We start from the raw sequence: 16125 nt of genomic DNA, 5'->3' as shown, positions 1-16125 counted from the left end.
GCGTTCCTCCTTACCATTCAAATAATTTTCGATTGATATGGATCCCTGATGAGCTGCTGATAAAGGCTTGAGCATCAGCGGTCATCGCGATCTCTTGTACTAGTTTCAATTCGGTCTTCGCAACTACCACAATCAGTAATTTTTTTTGTTGATGATCAAAGGCACCCTCGACGTCATTTACCATCGTGATACCGCGCCGTAAGTGTTGCTGTAAAGCAGTGACGACTTGGTTAGCTTCATCCGTGACAATCATCACTTGGACATTTTGCTGCTTGGTATTGACATAATCTATGACGCGCCCGCTAATAAAGACAGTTAAAGCACTGTAGAAAGCAAACTGCCAGCCAAAGAGAAAGCCAGCGATAAATTCTACCACGACATTAAATAAAATGAAGATGGAGCCTAAGCTACGGCCTGTTTGTTTACGAATCAAGATTCCGATAATATCTAGTCCGCCTGTTGAAAAATCACTTTTCAGTGTAATACCCACGGAAATTCCGTGAAGCAGTCCCCCGAAAATCGTGCAGATAAAAGGGTCAGTGGTTAAGGCGACTACCGGTAATAGGCGCATAAACAGGGAAGTTGCAAAAACAGCTAAGATCGTGTAACAAGTAAATTCATGGTCGATTTTATGCCAAGCGACAGCTAAGAGGGGCAAGTTGAGACAAAGTACCAACAGCGGGATTGAGAAGCTGGGCCCTCCATATAGTTGCATACTAGTCACAATCAATTGCACGAAGCCTGTTAAACCATTGGCATAAATGGAACCTGGCAGCCAGAAAAAGTTAAAAGCGACAGACGATAATAGGGCATAAAGCAGGGCTATACCAACTTTTTGGTAGCGCCAAGGAATCGACATAAGTGAGGCTCCTCTCCTTGTAATCGCCTCCATTATACATAGTATATACTATTTTGTATATACTGAAAATAAAAAAGACCTGCTTTTGCAGGTCTTTAAACGTTTTATTTAGATGAGTCGGTTGAATCTGTCGCAGCAGCAGACTCGCTAGTAGCGGTACTTTCAGAAGATTGATCGCTAGCTTTTTCAGAGCTGTCCGTTGAGCTTGCAGAATCGTCAGTTGAAACAAATCCAGAAAGAACATTGTCAAAAGCAGAATCTTTAATTTTGACATTGGCTTCTTTTAGTTCTTCAGAGATGGTGTTCATGACAAAGGTTTGATCGTTTAATTTCGTATTGGTTGCGATTTCTTCGATTTCATCTTTATAAGGATCCATGCTGTTGCCTTTGGCTTTGTTTTTATCCATCTTCACGATGTAATACGTGGTAGTGTAAGTGGTAGAAGAGGTAGAAGAAATCACATCGGATACTTCGCCGTCTTTCAATTTGAAGGCTGCTTCCTTCACTTCTGCTGGAACTGTAGTTGATTGAGAGTCAAATTTGATTTTGCCACCATCATCTTTAGTTGTAGTATCAACAGAATTTTCTTTAGCTAGTTTAGCGAAATCAGCATCATCTTTTTTCGCATCTTCTTGAACTTTCTTCGCATCTTCTTCAGAAGTCATGGCAATGATTTGTGCTTCAACTTCTGGATGGAAAGAATCCCAAGCGGCTTTTAAGTCATCATCCGTCAATTTGATGTGTGCTTTCAAGCCTTCTTTTAAGACTAAGTTATTACGTAGGTAATCTTTGTAAGTTGCTTCAGTATAACCAGCAGCTTGTAGTTGGCTGTCTAAGTTATCACCTAGCTGTTCTTTCGTTTTATCAAATTCTTCATTAACCATATCTTTGGTTACTTTATCGCCGTATTTATTATCCATCACTTTGTAGATGATCATATCGCGGACGATTCCTTGGTTGGTACTGTTTAATTTTGCTTGATCGTAGAAATCCTCAACTGTGATTTTACCGCCCTTCAAAGTAGCGATATCTGCATTGGAACCACTAGAACATGCTGCTAAAGTCAAAACGCTGACTGTGCCGACCATTGCTAATAAGATTTTTTTCTTCATAAAATTGCACTCCTATAAGTTAAAATTGTCTATAAAAACCACACTAACTAATATACCACAGTTTTCTGGATCTGATAGTCTAAGCCTAATAGTTTCAAACAAAATTCAAACTTAATCCGTAAAAAACCAATAATTAAAAACTAAATACGACAAAAAGAGGTTGAGGCAGAAGTGTTTATTCAGATAGGAAGAGTCTGGAACATAACTTTTTGAGTTTTATGTCCCAGACTCTTTTGACTTATTGATTTAGCTCTTCCAGCTCTGTTTGAATCTTTGTTAGTTGTTCTTGAATTTGTTTGATACGCGGTTCAGCTTGGAAGGTAAAGTCATCTACATCTTGCTTAGTCCCTGATATAAAAGGATCTAAAAGGCTAGAGGTGGTCTCCTTGACCTCGGTCAAAGCACCTTTGAAATTTTGAAGGCTAGTATTGAGATTTTGGGTCAATTCAGCCGCTTCATTCAATTCCCGTGTTAGTTTTTCTCGTGTTTCATTGCCACTGCGGGGAGCAAATAACAAACCTGCCGCCGCTCCAGCTAGACTGCCCCAAAATAGGCCGTTCATAAAGTTTTTAATCATTGGCTCACCTGTTCCTGGATAGCTTGCGCAATAGCAGCCATCTCGTTTGATGTATAATCCTCCTGATGATTGCCAAAGTGGATGGAAAAATCATCTTCTTTACTATAGCGAGGGATCAAATGGATATGGGAATGAAAGACTGATTGATAGGCAGTTTCTTTATTATTGTTCAAAATATTTAAGCCTTCCATTTCGGGAAAAGCTTTTTCTAAAGCACGAGCGATTTTGGGAATTCGGGCGAAGACGGCCGCGGCTAAGTCTTCATCATAATCAAAAATATCTTGTACGTGTTGTTTAGGGACCACTAGGGTATGTCCCTTGGTCACTTGCGTGATGTCTAAGAAAGCATAGACTAGTTCATCCTCATATACAGGATAGCTGGGGATCTCTTTAGCTACGATCTTACAAAAAATACAATCCGTCATAAAACATACTCCTTCCAGAAATACTTCTACTGACACTTTACCATACTTGCGAAAAACACGGAAAGTAAAATGATAGAAATGTCCCTGAAACCGGTAAAAACTTCATGGTATAATGGGGAAACATAGGAGGAAGACAGAATGACGCTACAAGTAAAAAATCTAACAGGTGGCTACGGCCCATTACCTGTATTAAAAGATATCAGCTTTGAAGTAAAAGATGGTGAGATGGTAGGCTTGATTGGCTTGAATGGTGCCGGCAAGAGCACGACGATCAAAAATATTATTGGCTTGCTGACCCCGATGCAGGGCTCCATCAGCTTAAATGGCAAGACCTTGAAAAACCAACCAGAAGAGTATCGCCATGAGATTGGCTATATTCCAGAATCACCTTCTCTCTACGAAGAGCTGACCTTACGAGAACATATCGAGGTTACCGCGATGGCGTATGATCTGCCACAAGCGCAAGCCTTCCAGCGAGCGGAGAAATTACTGAAGACATTTCGACTGGAAAAGCGCTTGGACTGGTTTCCAGCTCACTTTTCCAAAGGTATGAAGCAAAAAGTCATGGTATTATGTGCTTTTTTGATTGAGCCTAGTCTATATATTATTGATGAGCCTTTTTTGGGGTTAGATCCATTAGCCATCCACGCCTTATTGGAATTGATGGATGAAATGAAGCATCAAGGTGCAGGTATTTTAATGTCTACCCATATACTGGCAACGGCCGAACGGTACTGCGATCGGTTCATCGTGCTTCATGAAGGCGAGATACGGGCGCAAGGGACTTTGGCTGAATTACAGCAAAGTTTCCAAATGCCAGGAGCGACCTTGGATGAAATCTATTTGAAACTAACAGAAACGCAGGTGGATTAAATGGGAGCATTCTTTCAACTGCGTTTACGCCGACATCTGACTAAAATGCTGAAATATTTACGGTATGTCTTTAATGATCATTTTGTTTTAGTCTTGATGTTCTTATTCGGTGGCTTAGCGTTTTACTATTCACAACTGTTACGGGAGTTGCCAGCTGTCTTTCCGGGCGGTCGTCTTTTATTGTTAGCCGTTTGGTTGTTGGCACTATTACCGGGGAAGCTGGCTACACTCTTAGTTCCAGCCGATTTAGTGTTTTTGCTGCCTAAAGAAGCACAGATGAAGAGCTATTTGAACCGCGCACTAGTGTATTCTAGTGGATTGCCGCTATTTTTCAGTCTGTTTGTAGCCGTTATTACCCTACCATTAGCCCTTCTAGCAACAGGTTATGGTTTGGCCGATGGTTGGTGGCTGGGGGGGACTTTGCTGTTTTTGAAAGAGGCACAATTAGTATTGCAGGCGTGTCGAGCATTTGAGGAAGCAAAAGCTCATACTTTGGTTTGGTGGGGGAGCACCGTGGTGATTCTCTTGCTGGCGTTCTATCTATCTCCATTGGCAGCTTGTCTCTTAGCACTTGCCGGTCTCTTAGCCTCAGGCTGGCACTGGCACCAACTGAGTGGTCGTTTACGCTGGGAATTATTGGTAGAGGCGGAACAAAAAAGGCAGCATCGTATCTATCGCTTTATCAATCTATTTACGGATGTGCCAGAGATTATTCCCAGTGTCAGCCGTCGCCGATTTTTAGATCCTCTATTTCGGGGAATCAAGCCGTTACAGCAAAATACGTATTTGTATCTCTATGCACGTAGCTTTGTGCGAGGCTCAGAATATAGCGGCCTCTACCTACGTTTATTGCTAGTAGGAGCCGTCATTTTGTGGTTTTTAGCTGATTTTTATTGGGCGCTAGGTTTCAGCTTACTATTTTTGTATTTGATTGGGTTCCAACTGTTGCCACTGTATCAGCAGTTTGACTATATGGTGCTGACGCGGTTATATCCAATTAGAGATACGCAAAAACAAAAAACGATGCAACAGTTGCTGACAGTCTTGTTGGCAAGTGCAAGTCTATTCTTTGGCCTCATTGCCGTCGTACAATTATCATTTGCCGCCGGTGCCATGATTTTTGCCGCTAGCTTGGCATTTTCGCTGCTGTTTAGTTTCTTGTATGTACCAAATCGCTTAAAGAAGATGCAAGGTTGAGTACAGTAACCGTTCAGAGTACGAAAGAAGCTTGACGCAGTGCGCTTTGGAAAGTAAAATAATAGATACTGCATATTTTTGGGAGGAGAACACGAACCATGGAGTTCCAATTAGATAAAGAGTGGCGGCTGCGCCCCATCCAAGGGGATACAGGCAAAACCTATATGGGCATCCGCGGAAACGAGCGGGTCTTTATCAAACGAAATACATCTCCATTGTTGGCGGCTCTTTCCCGAGAAGGTATCACGCCAAAGTTAGTCTGGACGAAACGGACAGGAAATGGCGATGTGTTAACGGCACAAGAGTGGTTAGATGGCCGCTTACTGTCGCCACAAGAAATCGGGCAGCGGAGTGATGTTATTCACCTGCTCTACCAAATGCACCATTCCTTGTCGCTGAAAAATATGCTGGAAAAAATCGGGGGTCAAGAAGTTCTACCGATTGATTTATTAACGCAGTATATGGTCAATTTACCGAATGAAGTCAAGCAAAATCACTATTTAGCGAAGGTATTCCGTTTTTTGGAAGATCATATTCCTCCTTATCATAGTGGCGAATTTTCCGTGGTTCATGGCGATGTGACCCACCGCAATTGGCTTCAAAGTGAACAGGGCCTGTACTTAGTTGACTGGGATTCAGTCATGTTGGCTGATCCGGCAGTGGATTTGGGAATTTTGCTAGGACATTATGTAGAATTTGATCAATGGCCGCAATGGTTAACGGCTTATGGTATGCGACCAACCCAAGAAAACATCGATCGCATCTTCTGGTATGCAACAATCAATTTTTTGCAGGAAATCGTGCGCCAGTATCGTCGCGGCGATTCAAAGAATATGAACAAAGAAATTTTATTATTGAAACGAACATTTACCTATTAGATAGTGGAGGCAGATATGCGGGTAAGAAATAGACCGGGAGCAGCAGAAAAATTGGCTAGCTATCCTCAGTATGTGGTACAAGATCCAGAAAATTGGCGGGGTCGTTGGCAGGAACGCTTTGGAAATGATCAACCGATCCACGTGGAAATCGGGAGTGGTAAAGGCCGCTTCGTAACAGAAATGGCGAAAGCACATCCTGATATTAACTATATTGGTATTGAGATCCAAATAAGTGTAATATCCTTGGCACTTGATCGAGTAATTGAAGCAGATGTGCCAAATTTGCAGATCATGCGTGTGGATGGTGGCGATTTGACGAACTTTTTTGCGGATCATGAAATCGCACAAATTTATCTCAATTTTTCTGATCCGTGGCCTAAAAAAAGACATGAGAAACGACGTCTTACCTCTAAACGCTTTTTAGATACTTATCGGCAAATCCTACGTCCACAAGGCGAAATTCATTTTAAAACTGATAATCGCGGATTATTTGAATATTCGCTCAGCAGCTTTTCAAAATATGGCATGGTGCTAGAGCAGGTATGGCTGGATCTTCATGAAAGTGATTTTGAAGGAAATATCCTGACAGAATATGAAGAAAAGTTTTCGGCGAAAGGTCATCCTATTTATCGTGTTGAGGCACGTTTTCAAGCATAATTGATCCTGAACAAGGTCTAGAACCTTGTTCAGTTTTTTATTTTATAACAATGATTATACTAGATTTATTTGTTGGTCAATGAGAAAATAACATAAAAATAACGATATAAACAGAAAGGAGCGTCGCATGATAGTTGAAAAATTGCTGGTAAACGAAGAACAGCAACTCCTGCATTTGATTGAATATGTCTTAACTCATGGCGGTCAAGCGGATAAAAAATCATTGCGGGAAGTGCTACAAATTGCACCAGCGACATTTCGGCGCTTACTCTATTTACTCCAGAGCCATTTTCAAGAGGTACTGCTGTGTGAGTTAAGCAGCAATACCATTATCATCACCTTCTTACCTAACCAATCTTTTGGCAAGTTAAAACGTCGCCTGATTCAACAGTCCATCAGTCATCGGATACTATTGGAATTACTGCAAAATCCTGGTGTAACGTTGCGACAACTTCATGAAAAATTGTTTATTAGCGAGTCTAGTGTGCGCCGCTATATCAAACGAATCAATTTACTGATTGAACCCCTTTTCCTAGAAATCAAAAAGTGTCGCCTGCAAGGCTCGGAGCATCAAGTGCGCGCCTTTTATTTAGCTTATTTTGAATATGTTTATGGACTATTTGAAGGTATCTTTCCTTATAATCGTGAAATCGAGGTCTTTGTACAAGAATTGATTGGTCAAATCAATGATCGAAATTCATTGCCAATACGTCATTATCATGAGCAAAAAATCAGATTGTTGTGCTACATATCTGCTTACCGCGTAAAGGATGCAAATCCATTAGGACCTAAGATCTTAAAGTTGATACCAGATTTTTATCCTTACCCGCCTTTTTCCGGCATCCCCGATGCGGTTGTGCCAGACTATTTGAGAACAGAATTGGAGCGGGAAATTTTTACTATCTTTCTTTTCGCGTTGCCTTTGATTCCAGTAGAAAGCAGTCTGTACCAAGATTTTTATCGTCACCAGGCTCAGTCGCAGACATTATTGTTTCAAATCAGCTGTTATGGCGAGAAATTGTTTGAGGTATTTACAAGGGAAATGACGGAGAGCCCAGTTTATCAAGATATTCAAATGATGCTCTTTGATTTACATATTTCCGGCATTATTTTTCCCTTGAATCAGTACACCGCATTACCAGAGATGAATCGACCGAATCAAGAAATTACGTCTTATCGGGAAGCTTACCGTGATTTTCGAGATGACTGCATTGCTAAAATGAACCAATATATAGAAGATTTTGAACTGCGTGCCTTTAATTACCATTACTTGAGAGAACGGTATGATCTATTAGTCGTTCGAATGAATGAGGCTGTTTATCAGCGGGTCACGGTAGGCTTTTATAGTGAGTTGAGTTATTCTTCTGCTTGTTTTAGCTTTGATTATTTCCGACAAAGACTCAGTTTCCACCCAGCGTTATACTTTGTTAATTTAGGAGAAGAACAGGCCGCTTGTGATATACTTTTGACTAGTGATAGCCAATTTGCGGAACGACAACGGGATCAGTACCAAGAAGTCTTTGTATTCAATGAAGATAATCGGGTAACAGAAGTAATGACAGCACATCAGTGGCTACACAATTTCTTATACAAGCAACATATGAAACGCTTATTACCGAAAAAAACGCTAGTCAGCACCTGAGATGAACTCAGGGTGACTAGCGTTTTTTGATTTAGCTCATTAGTTTACGTTTTTCGCTGTATCTACAATAGCTTGTAAGTAGCCTTTTGTATCAGCAAAAGTAGCACCCGTTACCACGTCAGCTGGTTTCGCATCGTCGCCTTGGGCTTCTAGTTCACTGATTGCTTTTTCGATATCAGCAATTGTTTTACCAATCACGAAATCTTCAACAGCTTTCATGTTATCTGAGTAAGTTTGAGTTGCGCCTGCATGATCTTTCATCATGGCAGAATAAGCTTCGTTGTTGGCTTCTTTAGAGGCTAACACTTGACCGTTTTTTACGCCTTGACCAAAGTCAGAATCAGAGTTTGGTACGCCACCAAAGTCAGCTGCTTCAACAAATTGGAATTCGTCTACGAAGACGGCTGCTACTTTGTCGCCATCCATAGCAACTGTTGTAACGGCGAAAGATTTGTCTCCGTGTGGTGCGCTTAAAGTCTGCGCTTCTTTCAAGTCAGTTGTATCAGATTTTTCACCGACAGAAATCATACCACTTTTGGCAGTGTCAACAATGGCTTGCAAGTATCCACGAGTATCAGAGAAAGTAGAACCAGTTACAACATCCGCTGGTTTCGCATCGTCGCCTTGACCTTCTAACTCTTTGATGGCTGCTTCTACGTCAGCAACTGTTTTGCCTTTAACAAAATTAGTGATAGCTTCCATGCTGTCTTTCCAAGTTTGTGTTGCGCCACCGTGATCTTTCATCATAGCAGAGTAGGCATCGTCATTTTCTTCTTTTCCGACAAGGATGTTGCCATCAGGGAAAGATTCACCAAAGCCGGCATCAGCATTTGGCACGCCTTTGAAATCGCCTGGCTCAACATATTGGAATTCATCCAAACGAGCGGTTACAATTGTGTCACCATTCATTGTAACGTTTACAGCTGCGAATGATTTGGTACCATGTGGTGCTGCGTACATTTGACGCATGATGACCGTGCCAGCTCCAGGTACTTCGGTTCCTTCTGGGGCTTTTCCTTCGGCGATTGTAATATTAGCTGGTGCTGCGCTATCTGAAGTTGCTTGTGAACTTTCTGAAGAAGCTGCGCTCCCTGTAGAATCAGTTCCGCTGTTATCATTTCCTCCGCAAGCTGCTAAACTTAAGCTCGCTAATACCAATAGTGCCACAATTCCTGTCTTTTTCATCATATCCTCCTGAGTAATAAAAATAGTTTTTTTACGCGCTTTCATTATAGCATAGGAAGATTTGGTTTAGCAAAACAATTTGTTATTGTTTGCACAAAAAAAACCCGTTATAAAACGGGCTTTATTGTTCTTATTCAGTTATGCGTGTGACATCTATCACAGTTCCAGTGTAAGCGTCGGCTGAGAAAGCATATTGGACAAGTCTGCCGTCTTCATAGCGCGTGATACCGCCCGTGTAAATCTTAGAATGGATCGCAAACTTGCGCAAGGGTTTTTGATCAAATTCGATCCAAGAGCCTTCTACAGGACCTTCTTTTAGAAACGCTTGTTTGACTTTTTCTAAGACTAAATCAGCATCCATCGTCTTTTGCCGCTGATACCACATCGTGCTGGCGACACCACCTAGAACACCTACGCCCATCCCTAGCGCTAAGCCGCTTTTGAAATAACCAAATTCTCCTGTTTGTGTCATGGGGGCGTCCTCCTTTAATCTTTTCTTTATTTTACCACATTCCCTAGACAACAAGCGAAGTAAAAAGCATATCAAAAACAAAAAGTTTGCGTTATAATATATGGGAATTTAGGGAAAGGAGCCCCTACCTTTAGGGGATGATACTATGGAAGAAAAAACATTTCAACGCATTAAAGAATTAACCGAGTTACAAGGAACTAGCGGATTTGAGGACGATATCCGCGCCTATATGAAGGAACAAATCACGCCACTGGTGGATGAAGTTCAATATGATGGTCTTGGTGGCATTTTTGGTTTGCGCCATCATGAATCCTCAGATGCGCCCAAAGTCATGGTAGCTGCCCACATGGATGAAGTCGGTTTTATGCTAGCACAGATTCAAGATAATGGCTTGTTCCGCGTGGTGCCACTAGGCGGCTGGAATCCTTACGTGGTTTCCGCACAGCGCTTTACTTTAAAAACGCGCAAAGGCAATTATCCATGTATTTCCTCTTCAGTACCGCCCCATTTGTTGCGTGGTACGAGCGGTCAAAAACAAGTGGAAGTAGCAGACATTTTGTTTGATGCGGGCTTTGAATCAAAAGAAGAGGCAGAAAGCTATGGTGTCCGTCCGGGAGATAGCATTGTACCATTGACTGAAACTATCAAAACAGCCAACGGCAAAAACATCATTAGTAAATCATGGGATAACCGCTATGGTTGCACAGTTGTGCTGGAAGCTTTAGAAGCGCTAAAGGATGAAAAATTAGGCCATACGTTGATTGCTGGCGCTAACGTGCAAGAAGAAGTCGGCTTACGAGGCTCAAAAGTTTCCGTAAATAAATTTGAACCTGATTTGTTCTTTGCCGTAGATTGCTCGGCTGCAGATGATCTGACTACTAAAAAAGGAACTTATGGCCACTTAGGCGAAGGGACTTTGATGCGGATTTATGATCCAGGCTTGATTATGTTGCCACGCTTGCGTGAATATCTGTTAGATACAGCTGAAACCCATAATATCCCGTATCAATACTTTGTTTCTAAAGGTGGTACCGACGCTGGCGCTGCCCATACACAAAACAATGGAGCACCAAGTACCGTGATTGGAGTTGTGGGACGCTACATCCACACCCATCAAACAATGTTTAGCATTCGCGATTTTGAAGCCGCGCGGGAAATGTTGATTCAGACATTAAAGGGCTTAGATCGTAGCACAGTGAATACAATTGTTTACGGAAAGTAGGGATTAGATGATCATTCCAAAATCATTAGAAGAATTAGCAGGATATGTTGAGCAGGGACAGAATGTCTTCTTTTTCACTGCTGGCTGGTGCGGAGACTGTAACTTTATCAAACCCCAGTTGCCAGAAATTGAAGCAGCTTATCCAGATTGGCAATTTGTCCAAGTTGACCGCGATCAGTTTATCGATGTTGCCGTTGAATGGAATATCTTCGGGATTCCTAGTTTCGTTGTAATTAAAGATGGTGAAGAACTAGGTCGTCTAGTGAATAAAAATCGTAAGACCAAAGAAGAAATCATGGACTTTTTAAAAATCGTCCAACAATAAGGAGAGTCTTATGGAACAAGTCTATCGTACAATCTTAGTGGGCATCGATGGCAGTGAGCAAGGGAATGCCGCTTTTCGCAAAGCGGTAGAGGTTGCGCGCCGTAATGAAGGCCGAGTCATCGCTGCTCATGTGATTGAAAACCAATTATATAATTTGATGGGCTACCCATCATTACCAGATAACTTGATGGGACAAGAAACTGAGGCAGGTAAGCAATTACTGGCAGAATGTCAGGCCTATGCCGAATCAGTGGATTATCCCCACGTAGAAACGGTTTTGACCTTTGGCTCAGCGAAAGAAGCCATGGCTCGGGAGCTACCAGCCAAACATCACGTTGATTTGATTATGGTGGGGCAGTCCGGCCTAAATTCATTAGAGCGCGTGATGGTGGGGAGTGTGTCTAACTACATTCTACTCCATGCACCATGTGATGTTTTAGTGGTCAATCCTGAAAAGTAACGGAAAGGAACGAATACATGATTTTTAGTTATAATCCTAAGCACGTTGGTGATACCTTGATGGTCATCCTAGCAGATGATCACAACAAAGAGAACTTTGTGGAGAGTAAGGGAAATGTCAGCCGTGTCTTTACAGAAGATGGAACTGTTGCTTGGAACTTGTTTCATATCAGTGAAACAGTGGCCCTAACTGGCAATGGCCAAGTGACGTTAACAGACGAGGAACTAGCACAGGTCAATCAATTAATCCAAGCCGCTGGTTTTATTGAACAGCTGGCCGCTGACCATGAACCTAAAATCGTCGTTGGCTATGTCCAAAGCTGTGAAAAGCACCCCGATTCAGATCATTTATCAGTTACCATGACGGAAGTGGCTCCTGGTGAAGTATTGCAAATCGTTTGTGGTGCACCTAATGTGGCTGCCGGCCAAAAAGTCGTAGTAGCAAAACCAGGTGCGATGATGCCAGACGGCTTATTAATTTGGTCTGGTGAATTACGAGGCGTTAAAAGTGATGGCATGATTTGTTCCGCTCGGGAACTGCATTTGCCGGATGCGCCGACTGAAAAAGGAATCTTAGTCTTACCAGAAGATGCTGTTATCGGAACAGCTTTTCAAGTAGGAAAATAGAAAAATAAAAAAGACGCGAGTTCGGTGCCCACTTATCAAAAGTGGCCCGACTCGCGTCTTTTTTCCTGTTTAGTTGTTGCTATTTTGTTGTTTTAAAGCAGATTGATCAATGGTTAATTCCACCGTAGTTGTTTTTTCTTCAGATTCATGATAATAGGTGACTTCAATAGAATCGCCAACTTTCTTCTTATAAAGTGCAGATTGTAGCTCTACATAGTTGGAGATTTCTTTGCCATCAATTTTAGTGATGACATCATATTGTTGCAAGCCGGCTTTTTCAGCTGGCGTGGCTGGTTGAACACCAGTAACCACGACACCGCTAGTCACAGAAGTTGGTACTTTCAAAATTTGTTCTTGTTGTTGAGAAGAAATATTGGCTAAGTCTAACATGGTGATGCCGAGTGCCGGCCGAACCACTTTACCACTTTCTTCTAATTGGTTGATGATATTTACAACATCATTACTTGGAATGGCAAAGCCCATGCCCTCAACGCTGACTTGTGAACTAGAGCTAGCCGTGTTGGTAATTTTACTTGAGTTGATACCAATGACTTGTCCTTCAATGTTGACTAATGGACCGCCTGAATTTCCTGGATTGATGGCTGCGTCAGTTTGGATTGCATTGGTATTGACCGTTTCGCCAGATTCATTCGTACTTGTTACTTGGCGGTTTAAAGAAGAGATGATTCCAGACGTAACAGAATTAGCAAAATCAGAACCTAAAGGTGAGCCTAGGGCGATGGCTGGCTCGCCGACTTTCAATTTGCTAGAGTCGCCGAAAGTTGCTACTGTTTTGATTTTATCAGATTTGATTTTTAAAACGGCTAAGTCAGAATAAGCATCGGTTCCTACTAATTCAGCTTTGACTTTACTACCGTCGCTCAAGAGAACTTCCAAGCCATCTTGCCCTTCAACAACGTGGTTATTGGTAACAATATAAGCAGTATCGCCATCTTTTTTATAGATAACCCCACTACCTTCACCAACCGTTTGCAAGTCACCTTCGCTATCGGAACTTTCCGTATCTTCACTTTGTGAACCATCATTGCCAAACAGACCGCCAAAACCAGATAAGTTTTGATTTTGTTTTTGCAGGTTAATCACAGAGACGACAGCGCCTTGGATCTTTTCAACAGCCTTAGTAATGTCACTATTAACATCTACTGTTACGTTGCTGACCTCAGTTTGCCCACTATTGTTAGGAGCCGAGGATGTCGGACTGCTGGTACCATTTCCTCCAGTAAACGCATAAAATACACCGGCGATGATCAAACCGCCCAACACGCCACCAACTAATCCCGGTAAAAAACGTCTAAAGAATCCCGATGATTGTTTAGGCGTTACATCTTTTCTAGCCATTGTATGTACCTCCTTGGGTTATTCTATTTTAAGTATATGCTCACTTACTGAAATCAGTCTACTCAAGAGCTTTGAATTTTTTATGAAAAACTTCGGCAGAAAAACTGGCGAAAATTTGAAAAAACACGCAAACTAAGGAGAACCAGCTAGAACTTGTGAATAAATCGCGAAAAAACCTGCGAATAAATCCCCAAAAACTTGTCCCCAAATTGTGGATAATGTGGACAAAACAGGGGAAAACTAGTGTTCGCTTAAGAAATCCTTTAAAAAAAGGACTTTTTCCCTATGCAACCTGTGGATAACTCTGTTGATATGTGCATAACTTTGGGGAGAGGGTGTGGAAAGACTTATCAACAAATGCTAGAATTGTGGAAGAACCTACAAGAAGGAGTAAAAATATGGGGATAAAAATTATTGGCGTAGGAAAGTTGAAAGAAAAATACCTGTTACAGGGAATTGCAGAATATGTAAAGCGCCTAAAAAGCTATACTAAAATCGAAATGATTGAGGTGCCAGATGAAAAGGCACCAGAGAACTTAAGCACCGCTGAAATGCTACAAGTCAAAGAAAAAGAAGGGGAACGAATTCTCGCTAAGATTCGCCCGGATGATTATGTCTTTGCTCTAGCAATTAATGGCGCGCAGCTTTCCAGTGAAGAGTTTGCTGAAAAGTTGGATCAGCTCGCCACCCAAGGCAAAAGTAATTTTGTTTTTGTCATTGGGGGCTCCTTAGGCTTAAGCGAAACAGTCTTAAGTCGCAGTGATCAGCAGATTTCTTTTGGTCGGCTGACCTATCCGCACCAACTGATGCGTCTGGTGTTGGTAGAGCAGATTTACCGAAGTTATCGAATCAATCGGGGGGAACCGTATCATAAATAGGAATAACTTGTGGTTTAACCCTAAATTCGATTTTTTCGGGGGAGATAATGATGGAAAGCAATAAAAACCTCTTAGCTAGGCGTCAGCAACTAAAGGCAGTTACCTCATACCTTGAAAATGGCCGCTATTTTTTCTCTGCTGATGGACGTGTGCTATTTAAAGCAGATCAAGCGAATACTTTAGCCTTTATGGAGAGAAACTTGACAGCTGCTAATGATGATTTGCCAGAATTAGTGATTGAGACAGAGCAAAAGTCTTCGCCCTTAGGTTACGCGGTCTGGTTCGGAATCAATGGCGATCTTAAGTTATTTACGCCAGACAAAGTGCTGACTTTTTCCGCAGGATTAGACAGCTTTCAACGTAAGTTAGCTAATTATCATTATTTCTCGTGCTATTTTACTTTGCCAGAGGTGCTGTATCATAATGCAGCTGAAAGAGTAATAATAGAAGAAAGAGTTTTTAGCCAGCCGATATCAAATCCTGATAAAGAACTTTTGCAAAGATTGATAGGAAGGGATTATCTGGACTACTTTAGAAAGCTAGTGAAAGCAGCGGATCAGTTAGAATGGCAGTCCGGCGAGTCACGTTTGGCAGAAAGTTCCAATAATGCCTATCAAGCTGAGTTTGCTGATTTACTCACGTTAGCCAGCCCACTCTTAACAACACCATTTCCAAGAATCCGAGTCCACGGTGATTTGTGGACGGAAAATATTTTATTGACTGCAGGGCAGAAAGTAGTTTATTTGGATTGGGATGAATCAGAAAATTTGTTTTTCTTTTTTGATATTTTCAAATTTTTATGGAATGAATTGGATGTCCATAATGAACGAAGTTACTATGAAAGCTATCTGAGGGGTGAGTTTGATGAGCTATTATCTGAGTGGTTCACTTGTTTTGGCCTGTCCTTCTTACCGAGGTATCGCAAAGAATATCTCTATCTATTCTTTTTAGATTTTTTATTAGCAGAGTCTACGACATATCCCTATCAGGCGAAACGTCAAGAGTTGCGAGATTTTAAGAAGAAAATTCTAGAGCAGGATAAAGAGTGAACGGCCGCTAGAAAATAGGAATTTACCAATCAACTGTTGGGATAAATATGGTTTGTATGCGATAAAGTTTAGGAATCATCAGCAGTAAGAAGAAAGTCGATACTCTACAAAATATTGGCTGCTGTTTGTAATCTAGAAACTAAATAATTTGGAGGAACAAATGAATAACAACGATCGATTATTACGGTTGCGTTATGCAATCGATCTGAAGGATGCAGATTTAATTAGAGCTTTTGAACTGGGTGGCGTGCCCTTAACTAAAGAAGAGGCTCGGTCAGTTTTGACAAAGGTGCAGGATAAACACAAAGATAATGCCGAAAACAATGTGT

General features: G+C 41.6%; 19 protein-coding genes. 12 read left to right on the top strand and 7 right to left on the bottom strand.

Annotation, left to right across the window (positions count from 1 at the left end; all coding sequences use genetic code 11):
• Positions 1-10 precede the first annotated feature (10 nt).
• The 4 genes from ECA01S_RS11805 to ECA01S_RS11790 all read right to left on the bottom strand — a co-directional run bounded on the left by ECA01S_RS11805 (position 11) and on the right by ECA01S_RS11790 (position 2973).
• The gene (locus ECA01S_RS11805) at positions 11-859 is read right to left on the bottom strand and encodes a YitT family protein (RefSeq protein WP_067395752.1); all 849 of its coding nucleotides are present in this window, start codon (positions 857-859) and stop codon (positions 11-13) included.
• Between the two features lie 104 nt (positions 860-963).
• Positions 964-1971: a peptidylprolyl isomerase gene (locus ECA01S_RS11800; protein ID WP_067395749.1), complete on the bottom strand. Its 1008-nt coding sequence runs from the start codon at positions 1969-1971 to the stop codon at positions 964-966.
• A 238-nt stretch (positions 1972-2209) separates the two neighbouring features.
• Complete coding sequence (locus ECA01S_RS11795) at positions 2210-2548, bottom strand: YtxH domain-containing protein (RefSeq protein ID WP_067395746.1); 339 nt, start codon at positions 2546-2548, stop codon at positions 2210-2212.
• A complete protein-coding gene (locus ECA01S_RS11790; RefSeq protein ID WP_067395744.1) occupies positions 2545-2973 on the bottom strand; it encodes an HIT family protein in 429 nt (142 codons plus the stop codon). The genes ECA01S_RS11795 and ECA01S_RS11790 overlap by 4 nt, the downstream gene beginning before the upstream one ends.
• 138 nt (positions 2974-3111) lie before the next feature.
• On the opposite strand from ECA01S_RS11790, the gene ECA01S_RS11785 reads away from it, so the two are divergent.
• The 5 genes from ECA01S_RS11785 (at position 3112) to ECA01S_RS11765 (ending at position 8220) form a co-directional block, all read left to right on the top strand.
• Positions 3112-3846 carry an ABC transporter ATP-binding protein gene (locus ECA01S_RS11785; protein WP_067395742.1) on the top strand — a complete coding sequence of 245 codons (735 nt, stop codon included), beginning with the start codon at positions 3112-3114 and terminating at the stop codon, positions 3844-3846.
• Positions 3847-5043, top strand: coding sequence for an ABC transporter permease (locus tag ECA01S_RS11780; protein WP_067395740.1), 1197 nt, complete (start codon positions 3847-3849; stop codon positions 5041-5043). It abuts the gene before it with no gap.
• 98 nt (positions 5044-5141) lie between these two features.
• A complete protein-coding gene (locus tag ECA01S_RS11775; protein WP_067395737.1) occupies positions 5142-5921 on the top strand; it encodes a phosphotransferase family protein in 780 nt (259 codons plus the stop codon).
• 15 nt (positions 5922-5936) lie between these two features.
• Complete coding sequence (gene trmB, locus ECA01S_RS11770; protein ID WP_067395734.1) at positions 5937-6578, top strand: tRNA (guanosine(46)-N7)-methyltransferase TrmB; 642 nt, start codon at positions 5937-5939, stop codon at positions 6576-6578.
• Between the two features lie 127 nt (positions 6579-6705).
• On the top strand, positions 6706-8220 hold the full coding sequence (locus ECA01S_RS11765) for an AcpB/EbpR/MafR family transcriptional regulator (protein WP_067395730.1): 1515 nt from the start codon (positions 6706-6708) through the stop codon (positions 8218-8220).
• A 39-nt stretch (positions 8221-8259) separates the two neighbouring features.
• Here ECA01S_RS11765 and ECA01S_RS11760 read toward each other — a convergent pair whose 3' ends face one another.
• Together ECA01S_RS11760 and ECA01S_RS11755 are read right to left on the bottom strand one after the other, a co-directional pair.
• A complete protein-coding gene (locus ECA01S_RS11760; RefSeq protein WP_067395727.1) occupies positions 8260-9405 on the bottom strand; it encodes a peptidoglycan-binding protein in 1146 nt (381 codons plus the stop codon).
• A 130-nt stretch (positions 9406-9535) separates the two neighbouring features.
• Positions 9536-9877: a peptidase gene (locus ECA01S_RS11755; RefSeq protein WP_067395724.1), complete on the bottom strand. Its 342-nt coding sequence runs from the start codon at positions 9875-9877 to the stop codon at positions 9536-9538.
• Between the two features lie 145 nt (positions 9878-10022).
• Here ECA01S_RS11755 and pepA point away from each other — a divergent pair, with 145 nt between their 5' ends.
• From pepA to ytpR, 4 genes are read left to right on the top strand one after another with little or no spacing between them, the layout of a single operon-like run.
• The gene (pepA, locus tag ECA01S_RS11750) at positions 10023-11099 is read left to right on the top strand and encodes a glutamyl aminopeptidase (RefSeq protein WP_067395721.1); all 1077 of its coding nucleotides are present in this window, start codon (positions 10023-10025) and stop codon (positions 11097-11099) included.
• Between the two features lie 7 nt (positions 11100-11106).
• Positions 11107-11424, top strand: coding sequence for a thioredoxin family protein (locus ECA01S_RS11745; protein ID WP_067395713.1), 318 nt, complete (start codon positions 11107-11109; stop codon positions 11422-11424).
• Between the two features lie 10 nt (positions 11425-11434).
• Positions 11435-11884 carry a universal stress protein gene (locus tag ECA01S_RS11740; protein ID WP_067395712.1) on the top strand — a complete coding sequence of 150 codons (450 nt, stop codon included), beginning with the start codon at positions 11435-11437 and terminating at the stop codon, positions 11882-11884.
• 17 nt (positions 11885-11901) lie between these two features.
• A complete protein-coding gene (gene ytpR / locus ECA01S_RS11735) occupies positions 11902-12510 on the top strand; it encodes a YtpR family tRNA-binding protein (RefSeq protein WP_067395711.1) in 609 nt (202 codons plus the stop codon).
• 69 nt (positions 12511-12579) lie between these two features.
• Here ytpR and ECA01S_RS11730 read toward each other — a convergent pair whose 3' ends face one another.
• A complete protein-coding gene (locus tag ECA01S_RS11730; protein WP_067395710.1) occupies positions 12580-13869 on the bottom strand; it encodes a S1C family serine protease in 1290 nt (429 codons plus the stop codon).
• A gap of 398 nt (positions 13870-14267) precedes the next feature.
• On the opposite strand from ECA01S_RS11730, the gene rlmH reads away from it, so the two are divergent.
• From rlmH to ECA01S_RS11715, 3 genes are all read left to right on the top strand, one after another.
• The gene (gene rlmH, locus ECA01S_RS11725) at positions 14268-14747 is read left to right on the top strand and encodes a 23S rRNA (pseudouridine(1915)-N(3))-methyltransferase RlmH (protein ID WP_067395709.1); all 480 of its coding nucleotides are present in this window, start codon (positions 14268-14270) and stop codon (positions 14745-14747) included.
• Positions 14748-14797: 50 nt separating this feature from the next.
• The gene (locus ECA01S_RS11720; RefSeq protein WP_067395706.1) at positions 14798-15796 is read left to right on the top strand and encodes a phosphotransferase; all 999 of its coding nucleotides are present in this window, start codon (positions 14798-14800) and stop codon (positions 15794-15796) included.
• 160 nt (positions 15797-15956) lie between these two features.
• Positions 15957-16125, top strand: a 169-nt coding sequence (locus ECA01S_RS11715; protein WP_157490295.1) for a DUF1456 family protein, incomplete at its 3' end; no start/stop codon positions are given.

The organism is Enterococcus canis NBRC 100695, from assembly GCF_001544375.1.
Lineage (GTDB): Bacteria > Bacillota > Bacilli > Lactobacillales > Enterococcaceae > Enterococcus_H > Enterococcus_H canis.
The sequence above is the reverse complement of the archived record's forward strand: the minus strand, read 5'-3'. Positions and strand labels throughout refer to the sequence as shown.